Raw genomic sequence first — 15,740 nt, 5'->3', positions numbered from 1 at the left:
TCTTTTTGTTGCTGAAACACCCGTTCTTCATACGAGAAACTAATAACAATGATCAGCTACATCCTTAGAAGAGTAGCCATCGCAATTCCTACATTGCTGCTGCTCATCATCATCTCATTTTTACTCATGCATGCGGCTCCCGGTGGCCCATTCACCTCTGACCGCGCGCTTCCTCCTACTGTTCTCGCCAATATCGAAGCTAAATACGGCCTGGATAATCCAATCTATGTGCAGATTGTGAATTACATCGGCGGGATCGTTACTGAGTTCGATTTTGGCCCGTCCTTCAAATACAAAGACCGCACTGTAAACGAGATCATAGAGAGCGGGTTCCCCGTTACATTAACCTATGGATTTCTCTCGTTTGCTGTTGCCGTTATCGTAGGTGGAGCCCTCGGAATTGCTGCTGCCCTGAAGCAAAACAGTTGGCTGGACTACATGGCCGTTGGTATTTCCATCGGTGCTCAGGTTCTGCCAAACTTTGTCATGGCGCCAATTCTTGTGCTCGTCTTTACGCTGTGGTTGGGCTGGCTCCCCGGTGGAGGTTGGAATGGTGGGCAATGGAACCATCTCATTCTGCCAGTTATTGCGCTCTCAACCAGCTATATGGCGTCAATCGCGCGTTTGACCCGCTCCTCCATGCTGGAAGTTCTGCATACCAACTTCATTCGCACTGCTATGGCTAAAGGTCTGCCATATCATGTGATTGTTTTCCGTCATGCTCTCAAACCAGCTCTGCTTCCGGTTATGTCTTACCTTGGCCCTGCGTTTGTATCCATGATCACTGGGTCCGTTATCATCGATATCTACTTCTCAACCGGTGGCATCGGGCAGTTTTACGTTAACTCCGCCCTCAACCGTGATTACGCCGTCATGATGGGCATTACAATTCTCATCGGAGGCCTCACCATCCTCTTCAATCTCATAGTCGATATCCTGTACGCATGGGTCGACCCGAAGATTAGATACTGAGGGCTGAGCACATGAATGTAGACGTTCAAAAAATGGAGCAGTTCGCAGATAATCTGGCTGCTCAGGAAGAGGTGCAGGGCCGTTCTTTGTTTGCCGACGCTCGTCGCCGGTTTTTCAAAAACAAAGCCGCCTTGGTTAGTCTCTTTATTTTGACAGGTGTCATTATCTTCGCGGCTTTCGGTCAACTGTTTACCGGCTGGTCGAATGAGGAAATCGATTGGGGAATTTTGGGGCAAGTTGCAGAACTTGGCGCACCCAACGCGGAAAATGGTCACTACTTCGGTGCTGATGAGATGGGGCGGGACCTGTATTCCCGTGTCATTCAAGGCACCCAGATTTCTTTGATGGTTGGGGTGGTCGGCGCACTCATCGCGGTGGTCGTAGGAACACTTTACGGAGCAATTGCTGGTTATGCCGGTGGACGTGTCGATAACATCATGATGCGTATCGTTGATATCCTTCAGTCCATTCCTTACATGTTTGTTCTGATCCTGCTTCTTGTGGTGTTCGGACGGTCCATCTTCATGCTGTTCGTTGGCATTGGGTTGATCTCATGGCTGGATATGTCGCGTATTGCGCGTGGTCAAACGCTCACGCTCAAAAACAAAGAGTTTGTGGAAGCGGCAGTCGCTACCGGTGTAAAGCCGATGACGATAATTTTACGCCATATCGTCCCCAACTTGCTGGGCGTGATCGTTGTTTATGCGACGCTTCTCGTCCCGCAGATGATCCTGACCGAGAGCTTTATCTCATTCCTAGGCCTTGGTGTTCAGGAGCCGAACACGAGCTGGGGCGCGTTGATTGCTGAAGGCGCTGGAACGATGCAGTACGGCACATTGTGGCAACTGATATTTCCAATGTTCTTCTTCATCATAACTCTGTTCAGCTTTTTCTTTATCGGCGACGGTCTGCGCGATGCGCTTGACCCTAAAGACTATTAGGAGGTGAGACGTGGCACTCTTGGATATCCAAAATCTACGGATCACCTACGATACGCCGGAAGGTGTAATCGAGGCCGTAAAAGACGTTAGCCTTACGATCAGTAAGGGTGAAACTCTGGGAATTGTGGGCGAGTCTGGTTCAGGTAAAAGCCAAACAGCTTTTGCGACCATGGGCTTGCTTCCCCCCAACGCGAAAATTTCTGGTTCTATCAAGTATCAGGGGCAGGAGATTATCGGCCGTTCTCATAAGGAAATGAACAAGCTTCGTTCCAATGAGATTGCTATGATCTTTCAAGATCCAATGACATCCCTGAATCCTTACATGCGCATTTCAGAGCAGATGGCTGAAACGCTGATTTATAACGCGCCAGATGGCAAACGCATGAAGAAGAGAACTGCGATTGCTGAATGCGTGCGGATGCTTGAAGCTGTGAAAATTCCCGATGCGAAGAACCGCATTCACATGTATCCGCATGAGTTTTCCGGCGGAATGCGGCAGCGTGTGATGATTGCGATGTCGTTGCTGTGTCGTCCAAAACTCCTGATTGCAGATGAACCGACAACGGCACTTGATGTGACGGTGCAGGCCCGCATTATGGACTTACTGGTGGAACTACAAGAAGAGTTCCAAATGGCGATTGTTCTGATTACTCATAACCTTGGCATTGTGGCAGGCTCCTGTGAGCGGACCATGGTGATGTACCAGGGCGAGGTGATGGAACACGGTTTGACAACAGATATCTTTGCCAATCCAACCAACCCTTACACAAAAGGGTTGCTCAGCGCGGTTCCGCGTCTGGATCAGGATGAAGAGCGCTTAATGACGTTGGACCGCAGCATTGAAGCCCAGATGGCGGAGGAAAAGCTTTGAGCACGAAAGAGCCAATCTTGTCCGTCCGCGATATGCGGGTGGAATTCCAGATCAAGCAACAAAACGCACTCCCCTGGCATAGGCCGGAGATTCTGCGTGCGGTTAAAGGTGTTTCCTTTGACCTAGCCCGCGGTGAAACGCTTGGTATCGTAGGCGAATCCGGCTGTGGCAAATCCACACTCGCCCGGGCAATCATTCGGATGATCCCAGCACAGGGTGGTGAGGTTTTCTGGGAAGGCCGCGACCTGATGAAGATGAATCCGAAAGATCTTTTGGGAATCCGCAAGGAAATCCAGATGATCTTTCAGGATCCTCTGGCTTCCTTGAACCCACGCCTCACTGCCGGGCAAATTATCGCAGAGCCGCTAAAAACGCATTTTCCGAAAACATCCAAGGATGAAGTCAAGAAAAGCGTTCGTCAACTCATGGAAAAAGTTGGATTATCCGCTCGGATGATCAACCGGTATCCGCATGAGTTTTCAGGTGGCCAGTGTCAACGTATTGGCATTGCCCGCGCTTTGATCACCAATCCGAAGATGATCATTTGTGATGAGCCCGTTTCTGCCTTGGATGTATCCGTTCAAGCACAGGTGGTGAACCTGTTGATGGATTTGCAGAAAGAACTTGGCCTGTCCCTGCTGTTTATTGCCCATGACCTCAGCGTTGTAAAACACATCAGCAACCGCATTATGGTTCTGGAGTTTGGCAATATCGCGGAAATGGGTGACGCTCACGACGTCATCAACAACCCGCAAAGTCCTTACACCAAGGAGCTGATCAAGGCAGTCCCTATTCCGGACCCAATTGCAGAGCGGAAACGTATTGCAGCGCGCCGGGCCTTGGAAGCCAGCGCGTAAGAAACCAGATGTATCTATGATACAACGCGCGGCGGGGCTTTTTGCTCCGCCGTTTTTACTGGTACTTTACCCATTGGTTCTCCCTTTTACCTCTGTGCTTTAGTGGAGAAATACGACGAATTACCCAAATAGGGTGAACATATAAGGAGGTCGTGACTGGTCTTGTCAGGAACTCCTGCCTGTTTGCAAAGAGGCCAAAGTTTTTTGCTTCCGATCCAACCAAAGCTTCAAAGCAATGCCAACCAAAAGCCCCCAGAATGCACCACCAATCCCGAAGAATGAGAGGCCTGATGCTGTGATCAGAAAGGTCATGATTGCCGGTTCTCGGCTGGTTTCTTCCGTCAGCATACCTTGAACTGAACCAACAAGGGTCCCGATAAGTGCCAAGCCTGCGACACCGCCAATGAGTATGCGCGGCGCCAGTTCAACGATGCCAACAAAGCCAGCTGCAAACACACCGAAAACGAAATAGACGAGGCCCGCAACAACGGCTGCCCAGTACCTGCGCGCAGGATCTTTATGAGCATCTTCATTCGCACAAATTGCCGCTGTGATCGCAGCTAGGCTCACGCCATGTCCGCCAAACGGCGCGCTCAATATTGTGGCAACGCCGGTCCAGCTAAACAGAGGGCCCGGAGTTGGTTGATATCCAAAAGACCGCAAGACGGAAACGCCCGGAATATTTTGGGAGGCCATCGTCACAACATAGAGCGGGATACCGATCCCAACAATTGCACTCAGTGTAAACTCCGGCATTACAAAAATGGGAGACTGCACCAGTTGCATCGAGCTGAGGCCGGAGAGGTCTGCGTGGAAATACAGGGCGACCAGAAAGCCGAGTAACGCAGCGGGGACAGCTAGTAACTTGTTGACTTGGCCCGCAATAAACCATGCAAGCACTATTGGTAGCGCCAGAGTTGGCAGCTGAGCTACTGCCTCGAATGGGACAAGGCACAATGGCAGGAGAACACCTGCAAGCATGGCCTGTGCCAGAGTCACCGGGATAAACCCGATCAAACGCCCAAGCGGGCGCCACATGCCGGTGATAACAACAAGCAAACCCGCCACTATAAATGCACCGACTGCAACCGCAAAACCGCCCTCTGGCACGCCGGAGGTTGCCAGAAGTGCAGCGCTTGGTGTTGACCAGGCAACAGATATTGGAATGCGCTTCCAAAGGCTGAATACAATTCCGCAAAAGCCCATCGCGATAGAAAGAGCCATAAGGCCGGAAGCCGCCTCGCTCTGCGTTGCCCCGACACCGCTCAGACCTTGCAGAACAATAGCAAAAGAGCTTGCAAATCCAACAAATGCCGAGAGAAAACCGGCGCTGGTTGCGCTAAGAGAAAAAGAAGAACGCATTTACAGTCCTGCAATGGGATGGTTCAGGCTCTCAAAGTTGGGGAACAGAGAGCCTGAAGAAGCTGAGGATATCCATGGGATATGCTAACAGCCTCAAATCTGAGAGCAAGCCTGTGCGGGGCTCTGATATTTGAGTTTAGCTCAATAGATGAGCTGCACGAGTTGAAAACGCCACAAGCCTGTATAAATAGGGGGGCTTTTTTCATTGTTTACGTTTGGGAGCAGACTGTTAGGCTTTCGCTTAGTCTCCATAATTTCCCGGACAAGAGCCCATGTTTTCACTTGATGATCGGCGTAGAATTCTTGTGACAGGAGGTTCAGGGTTTCTCGGCTCATATCTTTGTGAAATGCTGCTGGATGCAGGGCATGAAGTGTTGTGTCTCGATAATTTCTTTACGGGCGCGCGCATGAATGTGGAGCACTTGCTGGACCACAAACGCTTTGAGCTGTTGCGCCATGATGTGTGCCAACCCCTGTTTGTTGAAGTGGATGAGATTTATAATTTGGCTTGCCCGGCGTCTCCCGTGCATTACCAGTTCGATCCGGTTCAAACCACTAAGACAAGCGTGCTTGGTGCCATCAATATGCTCGGGCTTGCCAAACGCGTTAAAGCCAAGATTTTGCAGGCGTCCACCTCCGAAATTTATGGTGACCCTCAAGTTCACCCGCAGCCGGAGGACTATTGGGGCAACGTTAATCCCATCGGCGTGCGTTCTTGTTATGACGAAGGTAAGCGGTGCGCGGAAACGCTTTTTTACGATTACCATCGCCAAAACAACATCAACATCCGCGTGATGCGCATTTTCAATACTTATGGGCCACGTATGCACCCCAATGATGGGCGAGTGGTTTCGAACTTCATTATGCAGGCGCTGCTAAATAAACCAATCACGCTGTACGGAGATGGTCTGCAAACCCGGTCTTTCTGTTATCGCGATGATTTGGTGGAGGGTATGATGAGATTGATGAATGCCCCCGATCACGTTTCCATGCCCATCAATATTGGCAATCCAAAAGAGTTCACGATCAAACAACTTGCAGAGCTTGTGCTGGAGCTGACTGGGTCCAGATCCCGGATTATCAGGGAACCTCTTCCTCAAGATGATCCGCTCCAGCGCAAACCAAATATTGAGCGAGCGCGGGAGTTTTTGGGCTGGCAACCAACAACTGAATTGCATCAAGGGCTCACAAAAACGATTGCTTACTTCGAGGGGCTATTGTCCTCGCACAAAGCTGGGCAGCCAACAGAACTGGTTCCTGCGGAATAGCGCCGTCTTACCAATCAATTTGGGCCTGTTGTTGGAGAACCCGCTTTGCACGCGTCTAGAGCGTGGTGCTAGCTATGCGATTCAGAATTTTCATGAGTTCTGATCTGTGATTTCCTATCCGCGTAGCCGATTTTGGGGGTGTGTGATGGGCAGAACACATCCTCTGGCACTTTGTGATCTTAAAGCGTGAAACAGGTGGTCTGGAGCCGCTGGCGCAGGGCAATGGCGGAGGTCATGGTAAATTTGTCAGCCTTAGGGGCTGGATCGAAGCACGGATGTTCACCAAACTAGATTTGACGCTGAATTACTTGGTATCGGAGTTTGCAGATCACCACAATGTCGCGGTCCACCGTGTGTCGCTCTGGTGGGTTCTGCGCAGTCGTGACCTGGCACAAAAAAATGACCTCCAAGCAGCAGAGCAGAAGCGACCTGATATCTGGCAGTCTCGGGATATCTCGATTACACACCGTCAATTTTTTATGCGTAACTTGTTGTCACGTATAGGATTTATCGACGAGATTGCGTTGAAGACCAACATGACTAAAACCATGGGCTGGTCTCCCAAAGGGTCACGTCTGATTGATTACGCACCCTTTGGACACTGGAAAACACGGGCCTTTATCGCCACCCTGCGTCATGATCGACTGGAGGCTCCTTGGGTTCTTGAGGGGGCAATGAACGGCAAATTGTTCGATTTCTACATTGTGATCCATATGCACTATGGCAGCGCGGATCAAACGAAAACATCAACCGTTTGTTACGCCAGTATTTACCACGTGGCACTGATTTGTCTGTACATTCCCAAGCAGAACTTGATGCAATCGCAAGACAGTTCAACGAGCGGCCACGCAAGACCTTGCAATATCAAACCCAGCTGAGAAGTTTGCCGAGCGTGTAGCCGCGATTGGTTGAATCCACCTCCTATCTAATGAAAACGCCCTCTCCGGTGACTGTATTAAAAGTCGACATAGTGGAAACTGGTGGTACTCAGATTGAACGGGTGTCTGACATTCTGCTGTCGTTGGTAATAGCGCATCCAAAAGGTTTTCGGCGAGTAGTCTCAACCCTTGATGGAACCAACTGAATGACTGCTGATAGCCCCTAGTTCCATGAACAAAATATTGTCCGCTCCTGCAGACAACTTTCTCAACAATATGCCGCTCAGGATTAGATAAGGAAATGAAGCCCATTTGCAGTGTGCCCTGCCTTCAAAGCGGGATCCACATCGAATTTACGATCCAGGACAGCTCATGTTTTCTGACGGGTTGAAACCTGTCATGTGTCAGGTTTCAACAAGCCGCGCTTCTGTTCATTTCTCTATGTCGTATTCATTTGAGGGGAAACTGCTCTTCCTAGTTTGCATCTGCTCACCCGTTTTTTTGGCAAGAAGAATGAAACGGACCTTGCAGGGAGCAAATCAAATGAACATCAGCCAAAACCTCCTCACCGATATTAAAATCTTTATGAATGAAGCAGGCGCAATACCAATGCCTGAAGAAGGCTCCTTTGAATGGATCTTTGAAATGGTTCGCGATGCTGCGACCGGCGCAGCCCCTAAGGCGCTTGCTGCATGTAATGACCATTCTGACTGCTGATCTGCGCGGGTGGTTATCCAAGATGCTCGTTCGCAGTTCGTGCGTTATTTGAAGGAGCAAGGGTAGGGAGAACGCCACTTTGAAGGAGGATGGAAGATTTCAGTGTGTGGTGGAATGAGGGTTGAAACACGCATCATCTATGATGAAGGCTGCCGTGCCTTTGTAGAGGTATTGGAGCAGCTCTGGATTGAGGCTTGGGTTTACAGCTACGCAGATTGAGGGTGCTGCAGCCCTCTCAGCTTGCCCACATCCCAACGCACAAGCTTTCCCAAAAGGCTGCAGTCCATCGAGCGCTTGTTGAATGGTGCTCCCCTATGGTGGACAGCAAAGCTTTTTTGGTAAGCATTGGAACGATCAAGATTATGCGAGAATTTACCAAGCCAGTTTGTGCTCACGAGTGCGTATTTGAAAGAGAAATAGATCTATTGAAACCGACGACCAGTCAGGCAGCCCAGAAATAATCCAAAACACCTCGATTGAACGAAAGCACCATGACGAAAAACAGACAAACAAAACTAGCACAGAGAGAACAGGCGATCTTGAACGCAGCACGAAAAATAGTCGTTGACGGAGGGCTTCTGGCCTTTCGTATGCCCGACTTAACAAAGAGTGCAGAGGTGTCTGTGGGTACGCTTTACCGACATTTTCAGAGCCGGGAGGATGTTATCGCCAGTCTAGCAACAAACTCCCTAATTGTCCGGCATACCAAGCTGGTTATGGTGATGGATCAATTCCAAGGCGCTTTGGAAAGAGCCTTGGTAATACCTATGCTGGATTTTATTTTCAATGTTGCCCATCCAGAAGCCTTCCTTATTGAGACAACCTGTACGACCTCCACTATCTGGAAAGAAGTTTCCATCCTGCAGCGGCAGCAATACGATGCGATTTGCGAAAAGATTACAATATTGATGCAGCAAGTTGCAGCCGGGATCGAAGGTTTTGCCTCGGACACCCACTATGCATCAAATGCAGACATAACACTGGGCATATGGGGACTGATCACAGGAATGTCGTTCGTCTGGTTTAGCATTCTGGACAATGAATTCAAGACGCCAAGAGAAGCGTTGAATTTCTTCCGACCGCACCTCGTCAACTTTTTAAGAGGATACGGACCGCAGCTCGATATTCCAAGCGACACCATCGCCCAACTAGAGCACCACTTACTGGACAATACTGAACAATGGCTCTGGGTTTTAGAAGGAAACCAAACGGATGAAACACATTAAAACAGCCTTACTTGTTCTGATTGCCGCCATTGGCTTTCAGCAACCAGCCCTGGCGGAACAGCCTATGGCAACCATTTACATGGTGACAATCCATACCGCCAATTTTCCAACAATGAAGGCTTTCTTTGAAGATAAGATGGAAATGGAAATTGTTATGGAGACTGGCGAGTTTGTCGAGTTCTCTTCCAGGGGGATCAGGCTGTCTCTGGCCAGCTATGCAACACTCGGATCATTCTTGAAATCAGACAGTCTGACAGGGGAACGGGTCGGTTCGGCGATTGGAGTCGGTTTCAAATATGTGTCAACAGCAGATGTGGACGCTGCCTACGCTGACCTGCTGGCAAAAGGTGTTGTAGGCGTTGCCCCTCCAAAGCAGCAAGTCTGGGGTGAGTACACCGCCTTTTTCGCAGATCCAGATGGCAATATCCACGAACTCGTTGCCCAGACGAACTAACCCCTCTTTTAGGGGTATGTTGAGGGGAAGGCGAAAGCTACCCTTTTTTCGCTCCTGGAGTCACCTTCAAAATAGCTTTAATCCAAGAGCAACGGGCGGTCAGGTTTGTGTCGCAAAGTTTGGTCGATTTGCAGGTTACTCCTCTTCAGTTTAAAAGAGTACGCTCCAAATCCACGATCCAAGGTTTCCTGTATCGTGCCCCTGATAAACAAAGCAAAACGGTTGATTTTATGCTCTCAAAGAGACGCGATGAAACGGGGGCAACCACCTTTTTCGAGATCGCCATTGGCAGCAAAGTCCTGCCGGAGAAAGTTGTCATGGACAAAAGCGGTACTAACCGGGGGGAGCTGACAAATATCAACTTTATTTGTTCCTCACAGGCTACTGGTGGGCGTTCATCGACATCCTTTAGGTTAAATACCTCAACACTATCATTGAGCAGGACCATCGGTTCAGCAAGCGGTTAACCAGACCGATTATGGGGTTTAAGGCCTTCCAATCTGCCAAGGCCACGCTTGATGGAATTGAAACCGCCCACATCATTAGAAATGGTCAACTGGGGCAGCAAGGCGTTCCTGCATACCGCCAGTTCATGGTGCTCGCAGGATAATTGTATCTACGCCATAGGTGTATTGCCCCCAAACAAAAAGTTTGCGACGCAACCCCGCGGTGGGGCACCCATTCCATCAAAACGTTGCTGGCTCTGCTATTTAGAAACCGCCAGTCATCACAATGTTTTCGCCTGTCATGAAGCTGCAGGCGTCACTGGCAAGGAAAAGTGCAGCTCCGACCATTTCTTCCGGGGTCCCTGCGCGTCCCATCCAATTGAGAGATTTGGTGTAAGTCTCCCACCCTTTGGGATCGCCTTCTTTGCGATCTTTATTGCGGTCCGTATCAATCAGGCCAGGGGTGAGCGAGTTAAGCAACACGCCGTATTTTGCATAGGCCCGAGCCTGACTTTGAACGAGGTTATGTTGCGCAGCTTTGGTCGCTGCGTAAGTGGTCACAATTTCCTTGGGCCGAAGCTGGTTGATAGAGCCGATGCTGACAACACGGCCCCAATTACGCTCTGCCATTTTCGGTAGGCTTTCCTGCAGCATTTCAAAGGTAGAGCGTACATTCACATCAAGCTGAAAGTCAAAATCTTCATCGCTCACGTCAGGGAGTTCAGCGTTGATTTGGGCCGATGCATTGATGACCAGAATATCCAGTTTGCCAAACTGGTCTTCAATTTTTTGAACCAGTTGGCGTCCTGCTCCGCGTGCAGAAAGATCTGCGCACAAGGCATGTGCTATGCCACCTTCGGCAAGGATTGCAGAGCGGCGGGCATCTGCTGCATTTTGGGACTGGCCATGAACAATGACTTCTGCTCCAGCCTGTGCCAATCCATGTGCAATGGCAGCACCAATGCCTCGGCTTGACCCTGTAACCAAAGCTGTTCGATCTGTCAGGTCGAACAGGGCTGAAGGTGAAAGGGGATGCGAAATCATTGGATGTCCTTCACTAGGAATGGTTCATTGGCAATGCCGGTTTCGCCCGGCGTACAGGCAAACACACCGCCGGAAAGCGGGGCTTCAGCTAATGTTGCAGCTGGTAATCTTGTTCTTGCGCTGGTGATGTAAAGCGTAGTCAAATCCTGACCGCCAAAAGTGACACTCGTTGGCCGAGGAACAGGCAGGTCGATCACGCGGTCCAAAGACCCATCAGGGAGATAACGATTGACGCGCCAGCCATCCCAAATCGCAACCCAGACCCCGCCCTCAGCATCAACGGTGAGGCCATCAGGACGGCCTTCGCTTTCTGGTATTGTGGCAAAGACACGTTTATTGCTCAGCTCTCCAGTGCCCGGTGCCGTGTCATAGGCAAGAATGACACCGATAACTGTATCTACGAAGTAGAATGTTCTGGCATCCGGGCTCCAACCCAGACCGTTGGAAACAGCAATTCCGGTTTCCTTCACCTCAAATGAACCGTCACTGGTCACACGGTACAGCCCACCAGTTGGTTGGCTGGCATCAAGGCGCATTGACCCAACCCAGACAGACCCACCGGGCCCAATTTTGGCGTCGTTCAGGCGGTTGCCTTCGATGCCACGTTCTGGATGAGCAAACGGGGTCAGGCTCGAGGAGGCAAAGTCGAACCATTCTAGCCCATCTTGCGTTGCCAGCAGCAAACGCCCATCATCTGCAGGCATAACAGCGCTCACCAATTTGCCGATATCCCAGCTGTCATTCTGACCCGTTTTAGGGTCAAACCTGCAAACGGAAGGCTTTAAAATGTCCACCCAATAGAGTTTGTTTTCGTCACGGTGCCAAACTGGGGATTCGCCCAGTTGAGCCCCCCACGGCAACACGCAGTGCAGTGTCTTATTCATTTTGGTTGCATTCGTTCTTGGACGGGGCTGCGAGCTAATTGCGACGGCTCCAGCAACTCCGGTAATGCGCCGTGCCGCGGCAATCAATTCCCGGCCAATGGGATGAATGAGGCTCTCTGTCATACGAGAGGACGGGCCGAGGATTGCCAAGGACCCAATGGGCTGGCCTTCTTTACCGGTGATTGCCACCGCTACCGAATTCACACCCTGAAAATGTTCTTCAAATGAGACTGCATATCCACGTGCTCGGATCAGCGTCAAATCTGCTTGCAGCTGCTCTTCATTGGTGATTGTGGTCTCTGTAAAGCTCGTAAGTTCGATATTTTGTAGCAACCTACGCAGTGTCGTCGGATCTTGAAAGGCCATGAGGGCTTTACCTGCTGCGGTTGCATGCAGTGGGACGCGCTGACCAGTGGCAATGCGCACGCCAAGTCCTTGCCCTGAGCGCTCATCCAAATAAAGCGCTTTGTCGTTATCAAGACGGCAAAGGGCAACGGTCTCATTTAGCTCCTGAGACAAACGTTGCAACTCGGTTCCCGCCACAGAGGTCAGGTCGAACGTGTCCCAAACTTTATGGGAGAGCTCCATAAACCGTGGACCAAGAGTATAGATGCCTTTATTTTCGTCCTGTCGCACCAAACCAAAAACGATCAGCGTGCGCAGGATGCGCGCAAAGGTTGGTTTTGGGAGGCCGGATAACTTCAGTAATTCGGAAAACCGGGTTGGTTCATCTGCATCAGCGATGATGTCGAGCAATGTTAATCCTTTTGCCAGAGCAGCGGTCCCGGCAGGTACTTTGGATTTTCCGTCTTGCTCGTCTTTGGCTGTATCGCTTTGCATCATCAACCGTAGTCCTTGTTATTCATTCTCTCTGAGAATCATAGTTTAGTGCCTAAGTCGAAAATAGCGGACTGGCTCAGCATCGCAAAGCCAGTCCGCTTTGCCATCAACGACTGCCTGCAACAAGATCCGGAAGCGAGAGAGTAATCGCCGGAACGAAAGTGATAACGATCAGTGTCACCAAAATCGGCAGGTAGAAAGGCATCATCGCTTTAATCAATTTTGCGTAACTGATTTTTGCAATGTCCATCATGATAAAGAGGATCACGCCAAAGGGTGGTGAAATTGCACCAATCAGCAGGTTGAAGATCATCATCACACCGAACTGAGTTGGGTCCATACCAATGGTCTGCACCAGTGGAAGCAAAGTAGGAACACCAATCAGCAAGATCGCAGTTGTTTCCATAAACAGCCCGGCAATGAGCAACATCACATTGATCATCAGCAGCAGCACAATTGGGTTATCTGAAATTGCCAGCAGTGCGTATTGAAGTGTTTCTGGAACGTTTAAGATCGAGATTAACCAGGAGATCGGTGCGGCACAGGCGATGATGAACACCATGGCACCAATGGTAAAGGTGGTTGAGCGCATGGCATCCAGCACATCCTGGAAGCTCATCTCCCGAGAAACTGTTCCAAGGATCAACGCGTAGACAGTAACAATAGCACCCAGTTCGGTCGGTGTCGCAACACCCATCAAAAGCCCGGTAACCAAAAGGATTGGTGCGAGCAATCCTGGCAACGCACGCCAACCTGCAACCATGATCTCGCGGAATGTTGCCCGAGGGACAACTGGAGAGTGGATTTTGCCCGTAACTGCCATGAAGTAGATGAGCACCATCAGGACAAAGCCAAGGAACAAACCCGGGACAATACCGGCAAGGAACAGGCGTGCGATGGATTCGCCGGAAAGCACCGCATAGATCACCATAATCACACTTGGTGGGATAATCGGACCGATGATGGACGAGGTTGCGGTTACAGCCGCGCTGAATGCTTTATCAAAGCCAGCGTCTTCCATAGCCTTGATTTCGATCGTGCCAAGCCCTGCTGCATCGGCTTGCGCCACGCCGGACATGCCTGAGAATACAATAGAGGCAAGGATGTTTACGTGAGCCAGACCGCCATGGACATGAGCGACCAGTGTTTTGGCAAAAGCAAAGATGCGATCAGCGATCCCCGAGACGTTCAGCAAATTGCCTGCGAACACAAACAAGGGGATGGCGAGCAGCGGAAAACTTTCCAGAGAAGGCGTAACACGTTGCGCAATGATCTTCAGGCCAACGACGGAAAACAGCGGCGATGTGCCTGCGATTTGCTGGATTATGATGAAGATAGCCGAAGCAGCCAACATCGCGAACGGAACAGGCATACGTAGGAAAATCAGACCGAATAGAATGCCAAGTAAAAGTAGTGCTTCCATCGTTAAACCAAAGCCTCCTGCTCGTCTTTGCGCTCAAAGATCACGTCGTAGACAATCGACAGAATGATGGAGCTAAAGCAGTAGATGAGAGGGATCGAGTTATAAAACGCGACCGGGAAATTGAAAGGCAGGGAGATCGTATTGCGACGCAATTCGACAGTCAGCACCGGCATGATGTTCAGCAGGATCGCAGCCAGAGTGAGGATGGTCACAATCGCCATCATCACACCCAACGTTCTAGCTACAGGTCCACGCGGAAAGAGGTCCACCAGAATGTGTCGTTTTTCTTTGGTGGCGACAGCGGCTGCAAGCATGGTGAGTATAATGAAAGCGATGGTCACGACTTCTTCCATCCAGGCAATGGGAGAGTCAAAAACGTAGCGCAGGATGATCTGGAAAGAGATGGTGCTGACAATGAGCGTAATCAAAGCCATACACGCTGCCATTTCTATCTTTCCAAGAATGGTCACCACGGTCGACAGGAAACTTTTCATCGAAAAGTCCTCAAAATGCGGCTGGTGCCGCGGTTGAGATTAAGGGAGGTGCGGGGAGCCCCGCACCTCGTAGTTTGGGTGTTATTGTTGCTGAACTAATTCATACAGGCCTTCGTGCCATAAGCCTTCTGCCTCGACAGATTCAACGGCAGAAAGAGCTGCTTCACGCAGTGGTGTTGCATCTATTTCGCGGATGATTGCCCCGCCTTTGCGCATTTCATCCAAGACGCTTTCACGACGCTCGGTGGAGTAGTTGTAAACCCACTTGGAAGAATCTTCCGCGGCTTTGGTCAATAGGTCCTGATGCTCTGAGGAGAAGCTCTGGAATTTGTCCTCATTGATCATGATGGTGGACGTTGCCCATACATGGTTGGTCATGTAAACGTTCGGCGCAGCCTCATGAAAACGCTGAGAGATTGCAGCGCTTGGAGGACCTTCTGCTCCATCAACAATCCCGGTCTTCATTGCAAGGAACACTTCACCCCATGCAACCTGTGTTGGCTGAGCGCCAATCGCTCCCCAAAGACGCAGATAAGCTGGGATCTGTGGGATACGCATTTTGCGACCGCTGAAATCTCCAGTTTCATCCAGCTCTTCAGTGAGGAACACAATACGTGGTTCAGTTGGCCCTGCAGAAAGAGGACGGATGCGGTTGGTTTCAATCATGTCCCTGGTCAGACCGTCAAACAAGTCGCTCTGGAAGAAGTTGAAGACATGCTCTGCATCACGGAACGTAAAGCCCCATGTTAGAATTTGTGTATCTGGGGCAACGCTGGAGAGCCAGGAACCAGCAGTTCCAAATGCATCCAGAGAGCCAGCAGAGAGCTGATCCATGACTTGCGGCGGTGTGCCCAGCTGTGTACCGGTGATGTAGTTGACGTCGATCTCGCCGTTGGAGCGTTCTTCAACCAATTCAGCAAAATGCTTATTCATCAAATCTACTGGAGAGTTGATAGCATCAGCATTCACCAGCACAAGGTTTTCAGCTTGTGCTGCAAATGTAAGACCCACGACGGCGGTTGCGCCGAGAAGCATGGTTTTAAACAAGGATTTCATTGAGCTT

The 15,740-nt window shown here is 50.4% G+C and carries 16 protein-coding genes and 1 pseudogene; 11 read left to right on the top strand and 6 right to left on the bottom strand.

Annotated features, from left to right (window positions below):
* Nucleotides 1-48: 48 nt before the first annotated feature.
* Genes oppB through BLS62_RS29005 form a run of 4 tightly spaced genes read left to right on the top strand, consistent with a single transcriptional unit; the run spans nt 49 to nt 3,641 of the window.
* Entirely contained in the window at nt 49-972 is a 924-nt protein-coding gene (gene oppB, locus BLS62_RS29020; protein ID WP_093190739.1) for an oligopeptide ABC transporter permease OppB, read from the top strand.
* Between the two features lie 11 nt (nt 973-983).
* Entirely contained in the window at nt 984-1,913 is a 930-nt protein-coding gene (locus BLS62_RS29015; RefSeq protein ID WP_093190735.1) for an ABC transporter permease subunit, read from the top strand.
* Nucleotides 1,914-1,923: 10 nt separating this feature from the next.
* The gene (locus tag BLS62_RS29010) at nt 1,924-2,784 is read left to right on the top strand and encodes an ATP-binding cassette domain-containing protein (RefSeq protein WP_093190730.1); all 861 of its coding nucleotides are present in this window, start codon (nt 1,924-1,926) and stop codon (nt 2,782-2,784) included.
* Nucleotides 2,781-3,641, top strand: a complete 861-nt coding sequence (locus BLS62_RS29005; protein ID WP_093190725.1) for an ATP-binding cassette domain-containing protein — start codon at nt 2,781-2,783, stop codon at nt 3,639-3,641. The genes BLS62_RS29010 and BLS62_RS29005 overlap by 4 nt, the downstream gene beginning before the upstream one ends.
* A gap of 165 nt (nt 3,642-3,806) precedes the next feature.
* On the opposite strand, the gene BLS62_RS29000 is transcribed toward BLS62_RS29005, so the two are convergent.
* A complete protein-coding gene (locus tag BLS62_RS29000) occupies nt 3,807-5,003 on the bottom strand; it encodes a benzoate/H(+) symporter BenE family transporter (protein WP_093190720.1) in 1,197 nt (398 codons plus the stop codon).
* Between the two features lie 272 nt (nt 5,004-5,275).
* On the opposite strand from BLS62_RS29000, the gene BLS62_RS28995 reads away from it, so the two are divergent.
* The 7 genes and pseudogenes from BLS62_RS28995 to BLS62_RS32685 all read left to right on the top strand — a co-directional run bounded on the left by BLS62_RS28995 (nt 5,276) and on the right by BLS62_RS32685 (nt 10,156).
* On the top strand, nt 5,276-6,271 hold the full coding sequence (locus BLS62_RS28995) for a UDP-glucuronic acid decarboxylase family protein (protein ID WP_093190715.1): 996 nt from the start codon (nt 5,276-5,278) through the stop codon (nt 6,269-6,271).
* A 703-nt stretch (nt 6,272-6,974) separates the two neighbouring features.
* Nucleotides 6,975-7,183: pseudogene (locus tag BLS62_RS31150) on the top strand (IS30 family transposase); the annotation flags it as partial.
* A gap of 509 nt (nt 7,184-7,692) precedes the next feature.
* The gene (locus BLS62_RS31145) at nt 7,693-7,866 is read left to right on the top strand and encodes a hypothetical protein (RefSeq protein ID WP_159436604.1); all 174 of its coding nucleotides are present in this window, start codon (nt 7,693-7,695) and stop codon (nt 7,864-7,866) included.
* 491 nt (nt 7,867-8,357) lie between these two features.
* Complete coding sequence (locus tag BLS62_RS28975; RefSeq protein WP_093190701.1) at nt 8,358-9,092, top strand: TetR/AcrR family transcriptional regulator; 735 nt, start codon at nt 8,358-8,360, stop codon at nt 9,090-9,092.
* The gene (locus BLS62_RS28970) at nt 9,079-9,546 is read left to right on the top strand and encodes a VOC family protein (RefSeq protein WP_093190697.1); all 468 of its coding nucleotides are present in this window, start codon (nt 9,079-9,081) and stop codon (nt 9,544-9,546) included. The genes BLS62_RS28975 and BLS62_RS28970 overlap by 14 nt, the downstream gene beginning before the upstream one ends.
* Before the next feature lie 107 nt (nt 9,547-9,653).
* A complete protein-coding gene (locus tag BLS62_RS32690) occupies nt 9,654-10,013 on the top strand; it encodes a DDE-type integrase/transposase/recombinase (protein ID WP_143521636.1) in 360 nt (119 codons plus the stop codon).
* Nucleotides 9,977-10,156: a DDE-type integrase/transposase/recombinase gene (locus tag BLS62_RS32685; protein WP_093190690.1), complete on the top strand. Its 180-nt coding sequence runs from the start codon at nt 9,977-9,979 to the stop codon at nt 10,154-10,156. The genes BLS62_RS32690 and BLS62_RS32685 overlap by 37 nt, the downstream gene beginning before the upstream one ends.
* A 100-nt stretch (nt 10,157-10,256) precedes the next feature.
* On the opposite strand, the gene BLS62_RS28955 is transcribed toward BLS62_RS32685, so the two are convergent.
* From BLS62_RS28955 to BLS62_RS28935, 5 genes are all read right to left on the bottom strand, one after another.
* Nucleotides 10,257-11,036 (bottom strand): SDR family NAD(P)-dependent oxidoreductase, encoded by a 780-nt coding sequence (locus BLS62_RS28955; RefSeq protein WP_093190685.1) that lies wholly within the window; start codon nt 11,034-11,036, stop codon nt 10,257-10,259.
* On the bottom strand, nt 11,033-12,763 hold the full coding sequence (locus BLS62_RS28950; RefSeq protein WP_093190680.1) for an SMP-30/gluconolactonase/LRE family protein: 1,731 nt from the start codon (nt 12,761-12,763) through the stop codon (nt 11,033-11,035). The genes BLS62_RS28955 and BLS62_RS28950 overlap by 4 nt, the downstream gene beginning before the upstream one ends.
* A 103-nt stretch (nt 12,764-12,866) precedes the next feature.
* Entirely contained in the window at nt 12,867-14,183 is a 1,317-nt protein-coding gene (locus BLS62_RS28945) for a TRAP transporter large permease (RefSeq protein WP_093190675.1), read from the bottom strand.
* 2 nt (nt 14,184-14,185) lie between these two features.
* Nucleotides 14,186-14,677 carry a TRAP transporter small permease gene (locus BLS62_RS28940; protein WP_093190671.1) on the bottom strand — a complete coding sequence of 164 codons (492 nt, stop codon included), beginning with the start codon at nt 14,675-14,677 and terminating at the stop codon, nt 14,186-14,188.
* Between the two features lie 81 nt (nt 14,678-14,758).
* Nucleotides 14,759-15,733 carry a TRAP transporter substrate-binding protein gene (locus tag BLS62_RS28935; RefSeq protein ID WP_093190668.1) on the bottom strand — a complete coding sequence of 325 codons (975 nt, stop codon included), beginning with the start codon at nt 15,731-15,733 and terminating at the stop codon, nt 14,759-14,761.
* Nucleotides 15,734-15,740 lie beyond the last annotated feature (7 nt).

It is taken from the genome of Pseudovibrio sp. Tun.PSC04-5.I4 (assembly GCF_900104145.1).
In the GTDB taxonomy this organism is placed as follows: Bacteria; Pseudomonadota; Alphaproteobacteria; order Rhizobiales; family Stappiaceae; genus Pseudovibrio.
This window is presented reverse-complemented; position numbering and strand designations above follow the sequence as displayed.

Excerpts from the sequence above, each read along its gene's own strand:
- oppB (WP_093190739.1), top strand. The coding sequence starts at position 49 with ATGATCAGCTACATCCTTAGAAGAGTAGCCATCGCAATTCCTACATTG.
- BLS62_RS29015 (WP_093190735.1), top strand. The coding sequence starts at position 984 with ATGAATGTAGACGTTCAAAAAATGGAGCAGTTCGCAGATAATCTGGCT.
- BLS62_RS29000 (WP_093190720.1), bottom strand. The coding sequence starts at position 5,003 with ATGCGTTCTTCTTTTTCTCTTAGCGCAACCAGCGCCGGTTTTCTCTCG.
- BLS62_RS28995 (WP_093190715.1), top strand. The coding sequence starts at position 5,276 with ATGTTTTCACTTGATGATCGGCGTAGAATTCTTGTGACAGGAGGTTCA.
- BLS62_RS31145 (WP_159436604.1), top strand. The coding sequence starts at position 7,693 with ATGAACATCAGCCAAAACCTCCTCACCGATATTAAAATCTTTATGAAT.
- BLS62_RS28975 (WP_093190701.1), top strand. The coding sequence starts at position 8,358 with ATGACGAAAAACAGACAAACAAAACTAGCACAGAGAGAACAGGCGATC.
- BLS62_RS28970 (WP_093190697.1), top strand. The coding sequence starts at position 9,079 with ATGAAACACATTAAAACAGCCTTACTTGTTCTGATTGCCGCCATTGGC.
- BLS62_RS28955 (WP_093190685.1), bottom strand. The coding sequence starts at position 11,036 with ATGATTTCGCATCCCCTTTCACCTTCAGCCCTGTTCGACCTGACAGAT.
- BLS62_RS28950 (WP_093190680.1), bottom strand. The coding sequence starts at position 12,763 with ATGATGCAAAGCGATACAGCCAAAGACGAGCAAGACGGAAAATCCAAA.
- BLS62_RS28945 (WP_093190675.1), bottom strand. The coding sequence starts at position 14,183 with ATGGAAGCACTACTTTTACTTGGCATTCTATTCGGTCTGATTTTCCTA.
- BLS62_RS28940 (WP_093190671.1), bottom strand. The coding sequence starts at position 14,677 with ATGAAAAGTTTCCTGTCGACCGTGGTGACCATTCTTGGAAAGATAGAA.
- BLS62_RS28935 (WP_093190668.1), bottom strand. The coding sequence starts at position 15,733 with ATGAAATCCTTGTTTAAAACCATGCTTCTCGGCGCAACCGCCGTCGTG.